Raw genomic sequence first — 19,193 nt, 5'->3', positions numbered from 1 at the left:
GTGATGATGAATGTCTATCTAAAAAGGATAGGCATTTTTTTCGTCTACCATGAGTTTGTTTTCTCTATTATGAATCAAGTTAAGGGAATTGATTAAGGTAAAGTCATCCTGTCATTGTGAAATACTAACAAAAAATCAAAATCTAACTATTGAGGATAATATATAACCTACAAAGGATATACAAAGCCTATATAAAAGACTATACTTAATGAATAAAAATAAGTTGAGGAGTTGGGATGATGAAAAAAATGGTACACATGATGTTGACTTGTTTAATCGGTTTTAGTTTACTTATGACAGGATGCAGTCAGTCAACAAGTGGTGATGGCGCTAAAGTTGAAAAGTCCATTACGTTAAGACTTGCAACTTGGGACGATGCAGAAGCCGCAAAAAATACACAGATCTTAATTGATGAATTTGAAAAAGAAAACCCAAACATTAAAGTTCAATTTGAACCTACAAGTGATGATTACATGACAAAGCTAAGAACGTCCATTGCCGCAGGCAATCCAGCGGATGTTATGATGGTGGATGAATGGCCAACCTTATATTCTGTTCAGCCATTTGAACCTCTGGATGGGTACTTTGAGTCACAAGACTTTGATTATACCATATATGCCCCATCTGTTCTAAAACTATGGCAGCATGAAGGCAAACAATATGGGATGCCGGCAGATATTAATTTAACAGGATTTTACTACAACAAAAAGCTGTTTGACGAAGCGGGTTTACCTTATCCCGATGAAAACTGGACTTGGTATGATGTGGAAAACTATGCACAGCAATTAACACAAGGTGATGGCCCAGAGAAAACCTATGGTGTGTTTATGCAATCCAATTGGACTGGTGCTGTTGAGCCCATGCTATGGGGTAATGGAAGTTCCCTCATTGATGAAGACAATAATTATAAGGGGGTTATGAATGCTCAAGATACAGTTGAAGCCGTAGAATGGTATACAAGTTTTGAAAAGAACGGTTTATCCCCAAAGTCTGCTACAACCAAAGCAATGGGTGGAGCAGCAGAGATGTTTAAGACAGGTAAAATCGCTCTGATGCTTGGTGGCCATTGGAACCTGCAAAACTTTAAATCCTCTGAGGGTTTTGATATAGAAAATATTGGAACGGTGGGTCTGCCAGCAGGTCCAGGAGGCGTAAAACCAGCAGTTATCTTTAGTGCTGGCTGGCATATATCCAAAGAGTCCAAGCATAAAGAGGCAGCTTTTAAGCTTCTGATAAAAATGTCAGGTAAAGAGGCACAAAAAATGAAAGCGGAAGCAGGTTGGTCATTACCAGCGATACCTTCCTTATTACCAGAACTAGGATTTGAAGATGACCCCCTAAGAAAACCCTTCATTGATATGGCTTACGGTGAAGAGTATACCATTGACCGTTTCTCCATTTATTTTAGTCCCATTGGTAATGCCATTCACGAAGAACTATCCATCGCATTAGAAAAAGTTATTCTGGATAAAGCAGATGCTAAAACGGCACTGGATGATGCCGTTAAGAATATTGAAAATATGGAAAAATGATCGAACAATAGAGGTGCATAGAGCTGCTTATTACAAGCAGTTCTATCATCTAATCATTTGCAAAAGGATGGAAAGATAGTGAGAAAACGCATTCAAAAAAAACAAAAAGAACCAAGGCATCAACAATCTATCAGCCAAAGAAAGAAAAAATATGCAGCCTTTGAAGGTTATTTGTTTATAGCACCTTGGATTTTAGGTTTTTTATTCTTTCAAATTGGACCCATGTTATTTTCTTTTATCATGTCCTTTACAGGTTGGAAAATGATCAATGTGCCCCAATTTGTAGGGTTAAAGAATTACGAAAACATTTTTTTTCATGATGAGATTTTTATAACCTCCATACAGGTCACGTTAAAATACGTATTTTTTTCAGTAACCCTTTCATTAGTGGTTTCATTAATGCTTGCCTTACTGTTGAATTCTAAGTTAAAGGGGATGTATCTCTTTAGAACACTATTTTACATACCCTCTGTGGTATCTGGGGTTGCTCTTTCTCTGGTTTGGGTTTGGTTTTTAAATGGCGATTTTGGTATATTGAATTTTATTCTGTCAGCAATAGGGATTCAAGGACCCGATTGGTTAGGGGATCCATCCTATGCGTTATGGTCATTGATTATGATGAGTGTCTTTGGTGTTGGCGGCACCATGGTGATTTTTTTGGCAGGACTTCAAAACATACCCCAATATTTATACGAGTCTGCAATGATTGATGGTGCCAATGGTTTTCAAAAATTTTATAAAGTTACATTACCCATTTTAAGCCCCACAATTTTATTTAATATGATCACCATGATTATAGGTGCTTTTAGAACATTTACCCAAGTGTATATTATTACAGATGGTAGTGGCGGACCATTAAATGCTACCATGCTCTATGCATTATATCTCTATAAAAAGGCTTTTAAGTATATGGAAATGGGTTATGCATCAGCATTAGCTTGGATATTATTTGCCATTATACTTGTACTCACCTTGATTATCTTTAAGTTTTCCAAGTATTGGGTGTATTACGAAGCAGAACAGGAGAAACGATAATGACTATGAAGAAATCACAAAAAAAGAAAATGAATACCACCGTTCGCTATTTGTTGTTAATAAGCATTTCAGCCATCTTCTTGTTCCCTTTTTTTTGGATGGTGAGTACATCATTAAAAATCGATAGTGATATTTTTGCCTATCCGCCTAAGCTGCTTCCATCACCCATGAAAATCAAGAATTACATAGAAGCTTGGAATTCTCAAAACTTTACGTTATATACCTTTAATACCATAAAAATAACGGGATTTTCTATTCTCTTTAGCGTTGCATCTTCAGCTCTTGTTGCTTTTGGTTTTGCACGGTTAAGATTTCCAGGAAGGAACATACTATTTATAGTTGTTCTTGCAACCATGATGATACCAGCAGAGGTGCAGACAATTCCCTTATATATCGAATTTAAATATTTAGGATGGATTAATTCACATCTGTCCTTGATTGTACCCAAACTATTTGGTAATGCATTTTTTATTTTTCTAATCCGTCAATTTATGATGGGCATTCCAAGAGAACTTGACGAAGCTGCAAAACTAGATGGATGTAATCATTTTCAGATATTCTATCGCATCATGCTGCCACTGTTAGTCCCTGTGCTTACAACATGTATCATCTTCCAATTTCTTTGGAGTTGGAATGATTTTTTTGGACCGTTAATATTCTTACAAACAAGGGATACATGGACATTTTCATTGGGGGTAGCAGCATTTAAAAATGAAGTCTACGGGCGTGTCATATGGAATCAAATGATGGCCATTGCTACCATCTATTCCATTATACCACTACTGGTGTTCTTTTTTAGCCAAGATAAACTAATCGGTGGTATAGCAACAACAGGTTCAAAGAATTAAAATAGGAGGTGTTATCAAGATGGCCATAACCGTTGAAGTGAATAAAGCAGGGAGTTTTAATATAAAAGGTCCTCATTTGATCATAAGGGATTGCTTTCCTGGCGTTAATAGAAGACCCATCCATCCCTTACAGGTAAGTTTAATTGAAGGTGATGGGGTATATACCTTAACCTATACAATGGATGCATGCGTTATCGTGTTAAAAATAAGTGCTGTGGACTCAAAGGAAATGGTGATAGAATCGTCTATCATTCAGAAAGGGAAGACATGGGATTGGTTTCATCCCATATGTTATGGGGAGATTGAAGGATTCCACGGTGTTTTCAGGCAAGGATTAGGAATGGGAGGACCATCCGGTTACTTATCATTGAAGACAATTGTGAAGGACCATACAAAAATCGAAAGTTATGGTATTGTAGGGCTTTCTGATAGTCATAAACAACATATGATCATCTATGGTGATCAACATGATCGATTTGTGAACAGTTATCACTTAGATTTTCTTAACGGAGACACAACGAGAGTGGTCATGAATGCTGGCTATAGGCTGGAGCGATTAAACCATGAGAAGATCACATTCCCTAAGATGCACATGGCAATAACCTCTGAGCTAGAAGAAGGGTTAACATCAGCTGCAAAGCATATTGCTGAGAATATGGATGCTAGAACATCTCTAGAACCCTTATATCATTGGTGTTCGTGGTACTATTTATACAATAATTTGAGTCATGAAATACTAAGGGATTATCTCAAAGGTTTTTCCCAACAACAACCTGCCATTCCATTAAAGTATATGCAGATTGATGCAGGCTATTTCCCTGCCGCAGGCGATTGGTTAACACCAAATCATCTATGGCCAGATGGCATGAAGGCGGCATGTGATGACATTATAGCCAATGATTACAAACCAGGTATTTGGATTGGTCCTTATATGGTAGGCAATCAGAGTAAACTTTACAAAACACATCCCGATTGGATTCTATATGATTTAGATGGTCAACCTGTTATACCCATGAAATTTTATAACGAACCTCAGATATGGGGATACCTTGATGAAGAATATTTCGTTTTGGATACAAGTCACCCAGATGCCATGGCATACATCAGGCAAGTTTTTCGAACATTTAAAGAAATGGGCATTGTCTTTTTTAAAACGGATTTTATGAAGTTTGGATTCCAAGACAGCAGTAAAGTGAAGCGGCATACCCCTGGTAAGACATCTGTGGAGTATTTTAGAGATTTATTAAAGGTTATTCGTGAAGAAATTGGTGAAGAGAGCTATTGGCTAGGATGTATTGCACCATTCTTACCTTTTATTGGTTATGCGGATGGTATGCGTGTTGGGGGAGACGTTGGGGCTCAATGGAAAGAAGATGATTTTGGCCCTATCAATATGATTCGCGAAATTCCAGCAGTTAATTATTTCAATCATGTGTATTGGCAAAATGACCCAGATGCCATGATGTTAAGAGACTTCCATATCTTCTTAAATGAAACGGAAGTCGAATCCTTAACCTTGTTACAAGCTGTATCAGGAGGGGTGGTATGCACATCGGACCCACTACATGAAATCGCCAAAACACGTGTTGATCTCTTTCGATTGGTTGAACCCAGAGGTAAGTTTAAAACAAAAGTGTTATACTTGGATAGCGAGACAAAAGAAACAGTGCTCATTAATGAAATAGAAAAAGATGCAACATATAATATCTTTATATTTAACCCAACCGAAGAATGGATGACAAGGGAGCTTTTGTTAAGTGAAGTCGTTGGTGTATCTGATCTGTATGTCAGAGCCTATAAAGCTGAAACAATTGACAACCATTGCTGCAAGTCCATTGTTGCCCGAGTTGAACCCCATGGATGCAAGCTCTTTTTTGTATCAAAAGAGAAGCATTTGCAACAGCCAGTATCCAATATATGGTCTTGGTATAGTGAATAAAAAGTATGATTCTCATGGATGTGCTTTACTTGTAAAGCCTGTATAATTCATGTATACTTATGATAAACTGTAGATGGTGTTCACTGAGATGATGGTGAAGGGAATTCACGACATGTTATTTAAGCCTATGACATTGACATTTAGACGAAAAATATTGATATTTTATATTCTGCTGGTTGTATTTCCTTTACTCGTTATCTCAAGTGTCATTATATCCAAAGTTTCAGATGTGCTGTATACAAAAGAAGAGTATATAGCAGGCAATAAAATTACACAGATAAAAGATAAATTAGATGCTTATTGTGAGGGTGTTGAAAGCTTATCTTATGACATTACGTTTAATAAAGAAATGCAGGAAATTGTTAAAAAAGAGTATGACCCTTATCGCTTTGCCTTTCACAATAGCGAATATATGACATTCACCAACTTGTTCGGTATCAATCGGATGGAAGACCATCAAGTACTTTTTCTAAAACTGCAAAATAATCACAAACAAGATGTATTTTCTATCGGTTCATTGCATCGTTCAGTTCCTGTTCTAGAAGCTGAATTCATGAACAATCCACACAACTATTTATGGACAGACGTCTACAAAAGCTTACTGTACAAGCCCAGTGAAACAATTAATGTCCTATCTTTTTACAGGAAAATAATAGACCCCAATCGATTCCGGGAGCTGGGTATGCTTAGAATTGATATTCAAGAAAGTACCCTAAGGCATCTTTATCATAACGACTTATGGTCACCTAATAAATTAGTGTTCATTCTTAATAACAATGGGCAAGTGCTATCCTCTAATCGTGTAGATTACATCGCATCCAATATGGAACACATCGTTCAAGACAGAGAGACCATTAATCATCAAAAAATATATATTGTTGACGGTATCGATTATTTAGTGGTATCCAAAAAATTAGATACGGGTCCATGGGAACTTGTTTGGTTAATACCTACCCATGATTTTGATGGTGAAATTGATGCAGTAAAAAATTACATCAACATTATTTTGATCACCATGATTATATTTGCCATCGTATTATCCAGTCTATTTTCTAAATCCATTACAAAACCCATTCATCGCTTAACCCATACCATGCAGGAAGTTAAGGATGGTAATCTGAATGTTCAGTTTATATCCAAATCAAATGATGAAATAAAGGTGTTAGGTAATCGGTTTAATGAAATGATTTCACAAATCAACCTTCTGATGGATAGGTTATATGCCATGAAGGCTGAAAAAGAAATTTCAGAATCGCTATACTTACAATCCCAAATTAATCCTCACTTTTTATACAATACATTAGATAGTATAAGATGGATGGCAAGACAAAATAAAGATTTTGAAGTAAGCTTTCAGTTAGAAGCTCTATCCAATCTTTTTAGACACATGTTGAACGAGGGGAATATCTTCACCCGCTTTAGAGATGAGCTGCAACACCTTGATGATTATATGAAAATTCAATTGAAAAGATTCGAAGGTCACATTCAATTAGAAGTGGATGTTGATGATGATTTATTGGACCTTTATACAATCAATTTATTGTTACAGCCATTAGTTGAAAATGCCATCATTCATGGTCTGGAGCATAAAATAGGAGGGGGGGAAATAACGGTAAAAGGCTATTCTCTAGGTGATATTTTAGTAATAGAAGTCATGGATAATGGTGTGGGTACAGACCAAGACACGGTACGCCAGCTCATGGATTCAGACATGGATACAGATAAAGGGCTTTTGCTTCGAAACTTAAATAAACGCATAAAATTATACTTTGGTGATGATTACGGGATAGCGTTTTATAGTCAGGTTGGTCATGGTACGACGGTTAAACTGATATTACCGAAACAACAAAGTATTCCAAAATGGAGAGATTATGTTGAGATTATTAATCGTAGATGATGAAAAGCAGATTCGTGAAGGATTGGGTAACACCATAAACTGGAAAGATGTAGGTATCGAGCATGTATATACGGCAGCTAATGGCTATGAGGCATTCAAAGTTGTATGCGATAAGAAACCACATATTATTATCACAGATATAAGGATGCCTGTTATGGATGGTCTTGAGTTATGTCAATTGGTTAAAGAGGCGTATCCTTCTATTAAGATTATCCTTTTAAGCGGGTATTCTGATTTTAGTTATGCGAAACAAGGCATTGTCATCGGTGTCAATAACTATTTTACAAAGCCGGTCAATATTGAGACCCTATTGGTGTTTGTACAAACCTTAGTATCGGATATTAAGCGAGAGCAAATAGAAAAAAATACCTTTAAGCAGAAAATATTCACCTATTTATCCATGAATGAAGAACAAGAGTCTACGGCCATTCTGAATCAGTTGTGTTTACAAGAGAACATACCACGTCATAAAAATCGATTGTTTTGTATCATGGTTGAATTTGATCAATATGAAAACCTCGAAACAGATTATGATAAGGCAACACGATTAAGTATCAAACGTACCATAAAAAAAGTTGTGTGTGAAACATTTACAGAGCCCATGCATAGCTTTCACTTTTCTTCACAACAAGATAACCAATTAGCTTTTTATGTCTTCTGTAACACCTATGATCATGTTCAAGCATTCAAAGATGAGGTGACACATCGAGTAGAAGAAATACGATCTCTAGTGGAGCAAGAGCAATTGTCCTTAACCTTTGGCATTAGTAAAACCTATTCTAAGTTTAACTTTCAAAAAGCTTTCTTAGATGCTAAGGATTGTTTAGCGTATAAGTTCTTTATGGGTTATGGTAAACTTATTTTCTCAGAATCCATGGACCAAGACCCATTCAAAACCCACAAAAAAATAACGTTAAATCATGACGATATCGCTCAAGGCATTAAAGCACTGAGCTATGAAAAATTAATACAGGGTGTACAAAGTCTATTTGATGCAATAAGAACAGCATCAGATGCGGATGAAGTGAAGGGTTTTTTGACCTATCTTATAGGTGCCATTGGTAATGAAATGAAGACCATCTATAAGCAAATGCATATCATTGATGACATGGTAGAGGGTTATTGTTCGAAGATAAAGCAAAGTGAAACCATTATGGATTGCTTCAACATTGTAGAAACCTTTTGCATCGATGGTTTAGAAAAAAGTAATCATAATCTTATCCATTCAAACAATAATCTAATTGGTATAGCCCTTGATTACATGCATAAAAATTATCGCGACCACATATCCATTGAGACGGTTTCACATTATATTGATAGAAACGCCAATTATTTTTGCCATCTGTTTAAAAAGGAAACGGGTGTGTCTATACAAGACTATATCAATGCCATTAGAATAAAGCAATCCAAACAATTATTGAAGAATACTTCCCTTATGGCATATGAAATTGCAGATCAAGTTGGTTTTAGTAGTTACAAATATTATTATAATTGCTTTAAGAAAAATGTAGGTCTAACACCTACTCAGTATAGAAATAAGACATTTCATGCAGATACAAAATACATATAAAGAGGAGATGTGTCATAGATGGGACCACATCATGGTACCAAAATAGAAAAATCTATAGGTTCATTGGCATGGCAGCTAACAAAGCATGTATCAACATGTTGTGGGATAGGCGTCGTATTTTTTCTATGCAATGTTCATATCCTTTTTCCCTTATTGATATCACATGATTTAAAAAGAATCACGGACTTAGGTCTATTAGCACCTGTTCTATTCATCACAGTGCCACCAGCTTATACGGCAGTTTTGTATACCGTTCACCGCTTCTTACAAGGTGATGATACATGGACAGTCATTATTTTTTTGAGGGCATATAAAAGTAAGTTCAAGCAAGCCTTTTTGATAGGATTAATGGTGATATTTATGCTTACCAGCTTGTATGTGTATGGCGTTTTGTTAATAAGCTATGGTGCTCCTATTTTCTTGCGTGCTGTTCCTTATGGGTTGATGCTCTTTATTGTGTTGATGGCTATTCAAGTATTTCCAATGATAGCTCATGGGACTATGGCAACCTATGCTTTATTTAAATTAGCTCTGTACTATACAATCAAAAGGGTCTACATACCAGTGCTTATGCTGTTATGTTGTTTTATCAGTTTATTCTTGTTTGATGTGATGCCCCTTTCCATTGTTGTTTCACCTGTCGTTATGGCGTATATTCAAATGGTATTGTATAGACCCATCTATAAAGAGATTCGCTATAATAATGAAAGGGAAAATGACAGCCCTCCCACGTCACATACTTAGTCATATCAACTATCCAACTGCAACATCTCTATAGACAAATCTATAATCAGCTCTTCCAATGCCTTAGCCTCAAGAAGATAATGGGCTATTTTCTTGAGGCTAAGGCTTACATATACAATCAAACATGTCTTTACTCATGTGCTATGTACAGATGGCTATATAAGAAAACCAGCGATTAGAACCAGTACAACAATCAAAGGTGTCGGCAGTTTTCTTGTTAGAAGGAGTGCAACGGTAAGCAAGGTAACGAGTATATTATCTATCATGAATCCGCTCTTTTGCATTAAAATGACGGCAGATACGGAAATTAAACCACCAGCCACAGCGTTAATACCTTTCAAAGAAACTTTTATGCCTCGAATCTTCTTAAGATTTTCCCATATGGGATAAATAAAATAAATGAGAAGTAGACCTGGTAAAAAGATACCGATACCGCCGGCAATGGAGCCAAATACTTGGGTTAATGTACTGCCACCTCGAGCAGCCATGCCCCCTGCATAAGCGCTAAAACTAAACATTGGACCAGGTAAACCTTGTACCAGCCCATAACCCGTTAGAAATTCTTGATTGGTTAAAAAGTGATTAATATCAACCAGCTCACTGTGCATGACAGGCACCACTACCTGACCACCGCCAAAAACCAAGTAGCCATAGCGGTAAAATCTTTCAAACAGTTGGAGAATTCGGTTATCCCATATCATAACGGCAACAAGGCTGCCAATGGCAAAGGTAGCAAAAGCAATGAAATAAGGCCATGGCGGGTCTAATTTGATACGATTCCAAATGTTTTTTTCGCCAGATGTCATAACGCTAACCACACCACCTAAGATTAACACCAAAGGAAAAATCCATGGGTCTCGAATGAAATAGGTGGTTATACCGCCCATCAGCAGTAGAAACAATGATAGTCGATCAACAATGACTTTCTTGCCTATTCTAAAAGCAGCAACAATGATAAAACCAACGGCCATTGGTCCGATGTACCGTAGACCATCTTGTGACACATTTATACGGTCTAAGAATAGGTATAGAAATGAAAGTAAGCTCATAATCGTTAGAACAGGTAACGCCCATACCAACATGGTCAAGAAGGCTAACAGTGGTCCACCTGTTTTATAACCAATTGCAACAATGGTTTGTGTACTGGTTGGTCCTGGTAGGATGCTGCAAAGAGCAATCAGTTCCACCAATTCTTCTTCACGTAGGTAATCTTTTTTGATGACCATTTGATCGGTAAAAACACCATAGTGGGCTTCAGGTCCACCATATGCCCCAAGCGAGCAGATTAAGACATCTTTTAAATAGCTGCCCCAACGAACTTGGTGTGTACTTTTATCTAATGATTCTTTTTTCATATATATTTCCCTCCTTACTGAGATTTTTTTTATCATTAAAGTGTTATCTTTACATACACCATAGATACATATCGTTACGCCGTATAATATCGAATATCGATATCGTTTATCGATATTAATAGTATACACGAAATTAATCAATCTTGCAAGACATTTTTCCTATCAAAGGGTTGTATGAACAATTGAAGGATAACGTCATTAACATGAAAAAGAATCTGTTATGATCAGTTAATGGATTATGTCTAGAAAAAATATAAAAAAACGAGTACTCATTATAAATAAATATTGAATAAGCATATAAAAAATAATAAAAAAGCCAAATAGATATAACAAATAACAAATAAATACATGTATTCTTGTTGCACAGTCAGCTATAATGAAAGGCACAATCAGCTAACACCAAGTAAAACAAAAATTCAAGAATTGACCCCATAATACTGCTATGGACTAGCTTGTTGACATTTAAATGTACAGGACATGAGATACACATCATGGATTAACGCAATGTTTTTGGTTACTCATTTAAATGTTAAAGGAGGCATGTGTATGCGCGTATCAAAAAGGTTAATAACAATAGCACTTGCACTGATCATAATCGGTGCAGGCTCCACGGTGATTGCAGCTCCTGTGACACCTAGTGGTAATGTGTACAAAGAATTTATTGTGGCTGGATGTACCTATGAATCAAATTTTTATGTTGCACCAGATGGGTTTATGTTTTATGGAATCGGCGGTCGCTATGATGACATGGATGGCGTCGTTGTCCGTATCAATGTTCATTATGTAAACAACTCAGGACAGACAACTTTTATGACCATAAAAACGGTATCCGATACCTTTACCCAGAGTTTGAATTTTAGCGATCATCTCAATAATTACAGCATTGGACCACCAGCAGGTTATACAATCTCTAAAATAGAAGCCAAAACAAGCATTACAAAAAATGGTTCCACAACGACTGGAAGTTCATTTATTGACTAAAATAAAGGTTAGATAAAGCGGTTCAAGTACCATACTTGTACCGCTTTATTTTGCGGCCAGTTAGGTAAAATGTATCATGATGATATGTAGCGTTATATTTAATAACTTGACTTTAAAGCTTTAAGGTATTAATATAGTAAAGAGGACAAAGGCGTCTTTTAATGATTCCTATGTCCTTTTTTGCATATTTTTATTGAATAAATGGATAGAGTATAGGTTATAAATCATATAATTTTTCGATAGATACAGAAGAAGGAGCGTGTATGGATGCAAAGCCTAAAGGATTTATTAAAAGAGCTGGAAAACGATATTGAACGTGAGATTGGCAAAGAAATTAGAATGGAATACTTTAGAGGAAAGGAAAAACGTATCGCCCAGGTTATAGCTAAATTTCAGCACCATCTTTTATCACAGCTATTTAGTATGGAAGTGGTGGAATCACAGATTAACCAATCATCTGAGGATATTATTCGAACCATTGCACTTCAAAAAGAGACATCCGATCATATGATGGCAACGTCGTTACAGCTAAGGTCTGCTAACGATGAAGGGAAGAAAAAAGTCAGTCATTCTTTGGACGTAGCCAAAGAAATTATGGAAAGTACAAATCAATTAAAATCATCCTCCATAGGTCTTACAGATACCACAAACAAAGCAAAAAATACAGTGGATACCCAGATAAGTGAAGTCTATGATATCATCAATAAGATTAAAAAGGTGTCACTCACGTCTCAAGAAACAGTAACGTCCATAACGGATTTGGGGGATGCCATCATTAAGATTTCAAACATACTGGAATCGGTTCAGACATTCTATAAGCAAACCAAATTACTGGCTTTGAATGCTTCCATTGAATCTGCTCGTGCAGGGGAGGCGGGTAAGGGATTTGCTATTGTAGCGGAGGAAATACGTAACCTTGCAGAAGGCAGTGCCAAGTCTATTGATGAGATTGTAGATATCATGAAAAATATTGATGAACTGATTGACTTAGTCAAAGACAATTCCCATGAAGAGCGTATTGAAATTGAATCAACGGTGACATCGGCAGAAAAGGTGAATAGCAGCTTATCAGAGATTACAGATGCTTTTAGTCATATCGAACATAATCTTTGCATTATGAATCAGGCCCTTGATCACAATAATCAATTAACAGAATCCGTTAATACCAGTTTAAGTGCAACAGAGAAAGCATTTGCCAAAGTAACAGAAGAAATAGAAAGGATTAATGATGATATCAACAGACAATATCATCATACAGATAAGATCAGTGCCATTGAACTGATTCTTAAGGATATATCCAAGAGTCTTGAAATAATTACCCACAAATATCATTTGAATCTTCTGTCTAAGGCTAAAGAAAAAATAGAGGAGCAAAGTCAATCCATCATACAAACCATGGAAGAAAAAGTCATTGAACAACTATTATTAGAAGGTACGGTCAATGACTCCATGGAAGTACATCACCAAGGAAAACATCAACAGATATTAGATAATGTATTATCTGATATGCCTAACATTGAAGCCATATGGACCAATACCTTATCAGGTGAATTTATTTATTCCAACCCACCAGCAGGTATAAAAAATGCTTCCATAAGAAACTGGTTTCATGAGAGCCGAAAAGGTTGTAACTATATTTCTGATCCTTATATTTCTGGTATATCCAAATCCCCATGCATCACCATAAGCTTGCCCATTAAACATAACGGCATGGTAAAAGGCATACTGGGTATCGATGTGCAAATTGGATTCAAGGTATAAATATGTCAGGTTATACTTGTTAATGGATAATAGATAGCGTATAATGAATCTCAGAAATTGAGGTGTAGAAGATGGACAACAAACCAAAAGCCGTACTGTTTATGTTAATTTCAGCAATAGCCTTTGCAATCATGCAGACCATGGTTAAATTAGCTGGTGATATACCAACCTTTGAGAAAGTTTTATTTCGGAATTTAGTAAGTTTATGCGTAGCCTTGTATGTGATGTACCGTACCAAGACACCATTTTTTGGTAAGAAAGAGCATCAGAAATATTTGTTGGGAAGAGCTTTTCTAGGATTGGGAGGCGTCACATTTTATTTTTATGCCATTCATCATTTAATCATGGCAGACGCCGCAATGCTGAACAAGCTGTCTCCCTTTTTTGTCACTATTTTTGCTTCACTTTTTCTAAAAGAAAAGCTGAGTAAGATTCAAATACCAGCGCTGATCATCGTATTTGTGGGAGCCATGCTCATTATTAAACCGCAATTTAGTTTAGAAATCTTACCGACGGCTGCTGGCCTTCTTTCTGCTATATGTGCTGGAGGGGCTTATACCATCGTACGTTTGTTGAAAAATAAAGAAAACCCATCTACCATCGTTTTTTACTTTTCCTTTGTCTCTGTGATTGTCATGATTCCATTGAGCATCATTAATTTTCAAATGCCCGTGGGCATGCAGTGGGTGTATTTGATTGGGACAGGAATCTTTGCTGCAATGGGTCAATATGGGTTGACAATTGCCTATAAATATGCGCCAGCATCTGAAGTATCCATTTATATCTATACCAGTATTATTTTTTCTGCCATAATGGGCTTTCTATTGTGGGGAGAATTACCAGGCTTACTTAGTTTGTTAGGTAGTGTGCTCATTATTGTAACAGCTGTTGTTCTATATTTGCATCAAACGAATCATTGGGGTAAATCAACAGCTGAGAGCAACAACATGTGAAATTTTATGATGATGAAAAAGGTTAATGGTTTTACGAATATAAAAGCCCTGATTACAGATGAAGGAATCAGGGCTTTATTGTGCTATTTAAACAGTTTATATTTTTGAAAGTTTGATACCATTAATCAATAACACAATAGCATCGCTCATGGAGTCTACAAAATTTGGGAAGGTATAATTGTAATTAGAAAGTTTTGCGGCTTCAATCTGATTTTTTGTAGGGTTACAGATGGCATATCTAGCAATAATCATAGAAAAGGAATAATCAAATAACTTACCTATCTCAGCTTGGGTAAATTCAGGAAAATTATGTGTAAATATACGAAACATGATATGATTAACCTCTACAAGATAATTCTTAAATGTAATCAAAATAGCTGTATGAGCATTTTGCTCAATGATTGTAAATAACAACGATACCAGCTTTAAAAATCTGGGATGGTTATTCAGTACCATGGCCCATTTTTTAGCAAATGACTTGGTATCCAGCTTTTCTTCCAGTATTAATTCTTCTTTCATTTCTTCCAATAATACTTTGAATTCGTCTATGATAATATAAATATAGATATCTTCTTTGGATGAAATATATTTATAGAGATTACCCCGTGTAAAATTGATTTCTTTTCCAATTTTTGATAAAGAAATCTCATGATAGGGTATTTTATCAAATAGTCTAATAGCGGCTTCTTTTATTTGTTTTAACCTAATTTCTTTATTTTCTTTGCTTCTAGCACGTTCAAAAGTCATGTCATCACCTCGCCTTATGAGTAGAGTATACCATATGCTTGTATGTTAAGCAACAATATGAATGTTATAATGTATTTTTATAGGGTTATAGTCTAAAAAAATCATAAAAATATCTTGACAAGTAACGATGTGTCACTTATAATGAAAATGCATAAGTAACATGTTGTTAATAAAATGAGAGTGATCATAGATTTATGTAGGATAGTGAAATAATGAAAGGAGATAAACTTATGAAAAAGACAGCACTTATTACAGGGGCATCAAGTGGTATTGGAAAGGAACTGGCACGAATACATGCATCAAAAGGCGGGAATGTTATTATTGTAGCCAGACGTCAAGATAAGCTTTTAGAACTTAAAAAAGAACTGGAAGAGAAATACAAAATCCATGTGATGGTCATCATAAAAGATTTGACCAACCCAGAATCCGCTTATGAAGTCTACAATGAAATAAAAACAGCAGGGGTAGAAGTAGATTATCTGATTAATAATGCAGGCTTTGGTGGACGAGGTAAGTTTCATGAAAGAAAATGGGAACAAGACCTTGCCATGATTAATCTAAATATCGTTGCCTTAACAGCATTAACCCGCTTATTCTTACCAGATTTTATTAAAAGAAACAAGGGAAGGATTTTAAATACATCATCAACAGCATCCCTAATGCCAGGCCCGTTACAAGCCGTATACTATGCTACAAAAGCCTATGTAACATCCTTTAGTAATGCCATTTCAGAAGAGCTGTATGACACGAACATAACCGTAACAGCCTTACTGCCGGGAGCTACAGAATCTGAATTTGCAAAAACATCAGGTATGGATAAAACCAGCCTGTTTGCAAAGACAAGCAGCGCTTATGCCGTTGCAAGTGCCGGATACGAGGGCATGTTAGCAGGTAAATTAAATGTTAAGGCAGGTCTTACTTTTGCTCAACGTATCCTATTAAGAATGGCACCAGTACTACCTAAAAAAATGCTGCTAAAGCAAATTCGAATAGCCCAGGAGGTTAAGGGATAAGCAGTTGGTGCTTCATCATAAATAAGTTACATGCCGAGGGATGGTTCTTTTAGTTATAAAGAGCCATCCCTATGATTAGGTATTGAGTAAATGGCTATTATACCTTAATATATAATTAAAAGGTAGAATAGGGGTACGTATATGAAAGAAGCATTATGTTATGCAAAAGAAAAAGATATGAAAGTACATTGTTTTTTATGTCCGCATCATTGCCGTATAAAAGAAGGGAATAAAGGTCTGTGTGATGTTCGGGAAAATATAAGGGGTACGTTATACACATTAAATTATGGAGAACTGAGTGCTATTGATATAGACCCCATTGAGAAAAAACCTTTATACGGTTTTATGACGGGTACAAAAACCTTATCCATTGGTAGTTATGGATGTAATTTTAGGTGCAGTTTCTGTCAAAATTATAGTATTGCAAAAGAGCTGCCATCAACAGTCTATAAATCCCCAGATGACATGGTATCATTAGCTATAGAAAGTAAGGTACCTTCCATATCCTTTACGTATAATGAACCCACCATTTTCTATGAGTATATGCTGGATACAGCTAAGTTGGCTAAAGCAAAAGGTTTGAAAACAATCATGGTTACCAATGGTTTTATCACACAAGAAGCGCTTGAACAGTTGCTGCCTTATTTGGATGCTATGAATATTGATTTAAAAACCTTTGACAACAACACTTATAGAAAGTTTTGTAATGGTGAGCTGGAACCTGTTAAAGCAACCATAAAAATTGCTTACAAACATGTGCATGTTGAGGTGACGACACTGGTGGTGACGGATATGAATGATAACCAAGAGGAGTTAACTGCTTTATGTAAGTGGCTAGGGGGTGTTGATCATAATATAATATTACACTTGTCACGGTATTTTCCAAGGTATAAGTACCATGCCCCTGAAACAGATACAGGATTTTTATGGGATATTGGTGAAGAAGCAAGGAAGTATTTGAAACATGTGTATATCGGTAATGTTTAATACCGTTATTTCCAAGATAGCTATGTAGGATTAAATAAGCGTATGTGTAGTTGGTTATCATAATGTTATACTAAAGGGTATAGAAAATAGATGAATGATGAATCGTGATAGGAAGGAGCATGACACATGGATGCATTAAAAAGAATTATGTTTGCACCCCACCCACCCATACTTATACATGAAATTGGTCAAGGGAGAGAAAGAGAAGCCTCTCAGACCTTGGATGGCTTAACGAAAGTGGCAGAGCTTATAGGTGACATCCAACCCAAACTACTGATTACCATAACCCCTCATGGTAATGTATTCAACAATGGTATATGCATACTTAATGAAAAGGAAGTTACAGGTCACTTTGGTATGTTTGGTGCTCATGCTATCCATATGGAGAAATCCATTGATTTAGGTTTTAATGAACAGTTAGAAAAGGCATTCATTAAGCATGACATATCTTATCTCTTACTGGATCAAGAGTCAGCCAAAGACTATGGTGTAGAGGTAGCGTTAGACCATGGCTGCATGGTACCCTATCATTTTATCGATCAAGTCTATAGGGATTATCAGATTATTCATATCACAGTGGGACTACTAAGTTTAAAGGCACTTTATCAAATAGGTGTTATTATTGGTGAGGTTGTTGAGAAGTATGGGGAAGATACGGTTATTTTAGCCAGTGGCGATTTATCACATGCACTAAAATCAGATGGTCCCTACAACTATCATCCAGATGGACCAACGTTTGACCAACTCCTTGTGGAATCGCTGGAAAATAGTGATTATGAGGCATTATTAACCATGGATTATAAGCTCCACGAAAATGCTCAAGTTTGCGGCCTAAGAAGCTTTATCATGGCATTAGGTGCTGTGGACCTTGTAGAAAGCACATCAGAGGTATTTTCCTATGAAGGACCCTTTGGTGTGGGTTACTTAACAGGGCAAGTTCATATTTTGAACAAAAAATTAGAGAGTTTGCTAGAAAAAGTGAACCGTGTTAAAGCAGATAAAATGGTGGAAATATTTGATAGAGAAGAGGATTATATCAAGCTGGCAAGAGCATCTATAAACGCATGGGTTAAAGAGCATAAAACCTTAGACTGGGATGCGTTTAAGGACAAGTTACAGCCACATGTTGTGGAACGGCTTGAGAATAATCGAGCAGGAGCGTTCGTTTCAATTCATAAAGACCACCAATTAAGAGGCTGTATAGGTACCATACAAGCAACACAAGACACCCTTGCTCAGGAAATCATCCATAATGCTGTTTCAGCCGCATCATCTGATTTTCGTTTTAGCCCTGTTCAAGAAAGGGAGTGCTACGATTTAGAGGTTAAAGTAGATATATTACATGAGATTGAGCCCATTCAGAATAAGGACCAATTAGATGTGAGCAAGTATGGTGTCATTGTAGAAAAAGCCCATAAAAGAGGGCTGCTGCTACCCAATCTTGATGGTGTAGATTCTATTCATCAGCAGATAAATATAGCCAAGCAAAAAGCTGGTATAGAACAACATGAAGACGCACAATTGTACCGATTTGAAGTAGAGAGGCATGAGATATAAGAGTAAAAAAAGATAGATGCGGTATAGCTATCCATACCCTTATTGAAAGGGTATAACCTATACTTTCCATGGTTTTACTTGTGGAAACGCATCTACTTTTTTTATTGTTTAATTTCATGATTTTATATCATAGTTGGGGCTGTCTCATAAAAGCAAAAAAACGTCAATATCGTAGGCAACTATAAGAGGTTAAGCGAAAAGCGCAGCCATGGACGGCGAGACCCCTGTTCAAGCAACATTGACATGTTGCACTACTAAACACGGACGTTTAGGG

General features: G+C 36.3%; 15 protein-coding genes. 13 read left to right on the top strand and 2 right to left on the bottom strand.

Annotated features, from left to right (window positions below; translation table 11 throughout):
- The first annotated feature begins 236 nt into the window (after nt 1-236).
- The 7 genes from HZI73_RS24540 to HZI73_RS24510 all read left to right on the top strand — a co-directional run bounded on the left by HZI73_RS24540 (nt 237) and on the right by HZI73_RS24510 (nt 9,565).
- Nucleotides 237-1,532 carry an ABC transporter substrate-binding protein gene (locus HZI73_RS24540; RefSeq protein ID WP_212695968.1) on the top strand — a complete coding sequence of 432 codons (1,296 nt, stop codon included), beginning with the start codon at nt 237-239 and terminating at the stop codon, nt 1,530-1,532.
- A gap of 78 nt (nt 1,533-1,610) precedes the next feature.
- Nucleotides 1,611-2,567, top strand: coding sequence for a carbohydrate ABC transporter permease (locus HZI73_RS24535; protein WP_246552269.1), 957 nt, complete (start codon nt 1,611-1,613; stop codon nt 2,565-2,567).
- The gene (locus HZI73_RS24530; RefSeq protein WP_212695967.1) at nt 2,567-3,415 is read left to right on the top strand and encodes a carbohydrate ABC transporter permease; all 849 of its coding nucleotides are present in this window, start codon (nt 2,567-2,569) and stop codon (nt 3,413-3,415) included. The genes HZI73_RS24535 and HZI73_RS24530 overlap by 1 nt, the downstream gene beginning before the upstream one ends.
- Before the next feature lie 19 nt (nt 3,416-3,434).
- Nucleotides 3,435-5,354 (top strand): glycoside hydrolase family 36 protein, encoded by a 1,920-nt coding sequence (locus HZI73_RS24525; RefSeq protein ID WP_212695966.1) that lies wholly within the window; start codon nt 3,435-3,437, stop codon nt 5,352-5,354.
- 127 nt (nt 5,355-5,481) lie between these two features.
- Nucleotides 5,482-7,251 carry a sensor histidine kinase gene (locus tag HZI73_RS24520; protein WP_212695965.1) on the top strand — a complete coding sequence of 590 codons (1,770 nt, stop codon included), beginning with the start codon at nt 5,482-5,484 and terminating at the stop codon, nt 7,249-7,251.
- Nucleotides 7,226-8,821, top strand: a complete 1,596-nt coding sequence (locus tag HZI73_RS24515) for a response regulator transcription factor (RefSeq protein WP_212695964.1) — start codon at nt 7,226-7,228, stop codon at nt 8,819-8,821. The genes HZI73_RS24520 and HZI73_RS24515 overlap by 26 nt, the downstream gene beginning before the upstream one ends.
- 18 nt (nt 8,822-8,839) lie before the next feature.
- On the top strand, nt 8,840-9,565 hold the full coding sequence (locus tag HZI73_RS24510; protein WP_212695963.1) for a DUF624 domain-containing protein: 726 nt from the start codon (nt 8,840-8,842) through the stop codon (nt 9,563-9,565).
- A gap of 155 nt (nt 9,566-9,720) precedes the next feature.
- On the opposite strand, the gene chrA is transcribed toward HZI73_RS24510, so the two are convergent.
- Nucleotides 9,721-10,920, bottom strand: coding sequence for a chromate efflux transporter (gene chrA, locus HZI73_RS24505; protein ID WP_212695962.1), 1,200 nt, complete (start codon nt 10,918-10,920; stop codon nt 9,721-9,723).
- Between the two features lie 546 nt (nt 10,921-11,466).
- Between chrA and HZI73_RS24500 the strand changes: the two genes are divergently transcribed.
- The 3 genes from HZI73_RS24500 to HZI73_RS24490 all read left to right on the top strand — a co-directional run bounded on the left by HZI73_RS24500 (nt 11,467) and on the right by HZI73_RS24490 (nt 14,615).
- Entirely contained in the window at nt 11,467-11,901 is a 435-nt protein-coding gene (locus HZI73_RS24500; RefSeq protein WP_212695961.1) for a hypothetical protein, read from the top strand.
- A gap of 267 nt (nt 11,902-12,168) precedes the next feature.
- Entirely contained in the window at nt 12,169-13,662 is a 1,494-nt protein-coding gene (locus HZI73_RS24495) for a methyl-accepting chemotaxis protein (protein ID WP_212695960.1), read from the top strand.
- Nucleotides 13,663-13,733: 71 nt separating this feature from the next.
- Nucleotides 13,734-14,615, top strand: a complete 882-nt coding sequence (locus HZI73_RS24490) for a DMT family transporter (RefSeq protein WP_212695959.1) — start codon at nt 13,734-13,736, stop codon at nt 14,613-14,615.
- A gap of 96 nt (nt 14,616-14,711) precedes the next feature.
- Here HZI73_RS24490 and HZI73_RS24485 read toward each other — a convergent pair whose 3' ends face one another.
- A complete protein-coding gene (locus tag HZI73_RS24485) occupies nt 14,712-15,362 on the bottom strand; it encodes a TetR/AcrR family transcriptional regulator (protein WP_212695958.1) in 651 nt (216 codons plus the stop codon).
- A gap of 230 nt (nt 15,363-15,592) precedes the next feature.
- Here HZI73_RS24485 and HZI73_RS24480 point away from each other — a divergent pair, with 230 nt between their 5' ends.
- The 3 genes from HZI73_RS24480 (at nt 15,593) to amrA (ending at nt 18,919) form a co-directional block, all read left to right on the top strand.
- Nucleotides 15,593-16,375: an SDR family NAD(P)-dependent oxidoreductase gene (locus HZI73_RS24480; protein ID WP_212695957.1), complete on the top strand. Its 783-nt coding sequence runs from the start codon at nt 15,593-15,595 to the stop codon at nt 16,373-16,375.
- A gap of 141 nt (nt 16,376-16,516) precedes the next feature.
- Nucleotides 16,517-17,362: an AmmeMemoRadiSam system radical SAM enzyme gene (amrS, locus tag HZI73_RS24475; protein ID WP_212695956.1), complete on the top strand. Its 846-nt coding sequence runs from the start codon at nt 16,517-16,519 to the stop codon at nt 17,360-17,362.
- A gap of 126 nt (nt 17,363-17,488) precedes the next feature.
- On the top strand, nt 17,489-18,919 hold the full coding sequence (gene amrA / locus HZI73_RS24470) for an AmmeMemoRadiSam system protein A (protein ID WP_212695955.1): 1,431 nt from the start codon (nt 17,489-17,491) through the stop codon (nt 18,917-18,919).
- Nucleotides 18,920-19,193 lie beyond the last annotated feature (274 nt).

The organism is Vallitalea pronyensis, from assembly GCF_018141445.1.
Classification (GTDB): Bacteria; Bacillota; Clostridia; order Lachnospirales; family Vallitaleaceae; genus Vallitalea; species Vallitalea pronyensis.
Note: the sequence above shows the minus strand (reverse complement) of the source record. Positions and strands in the feature narration are given on the sequence as shown.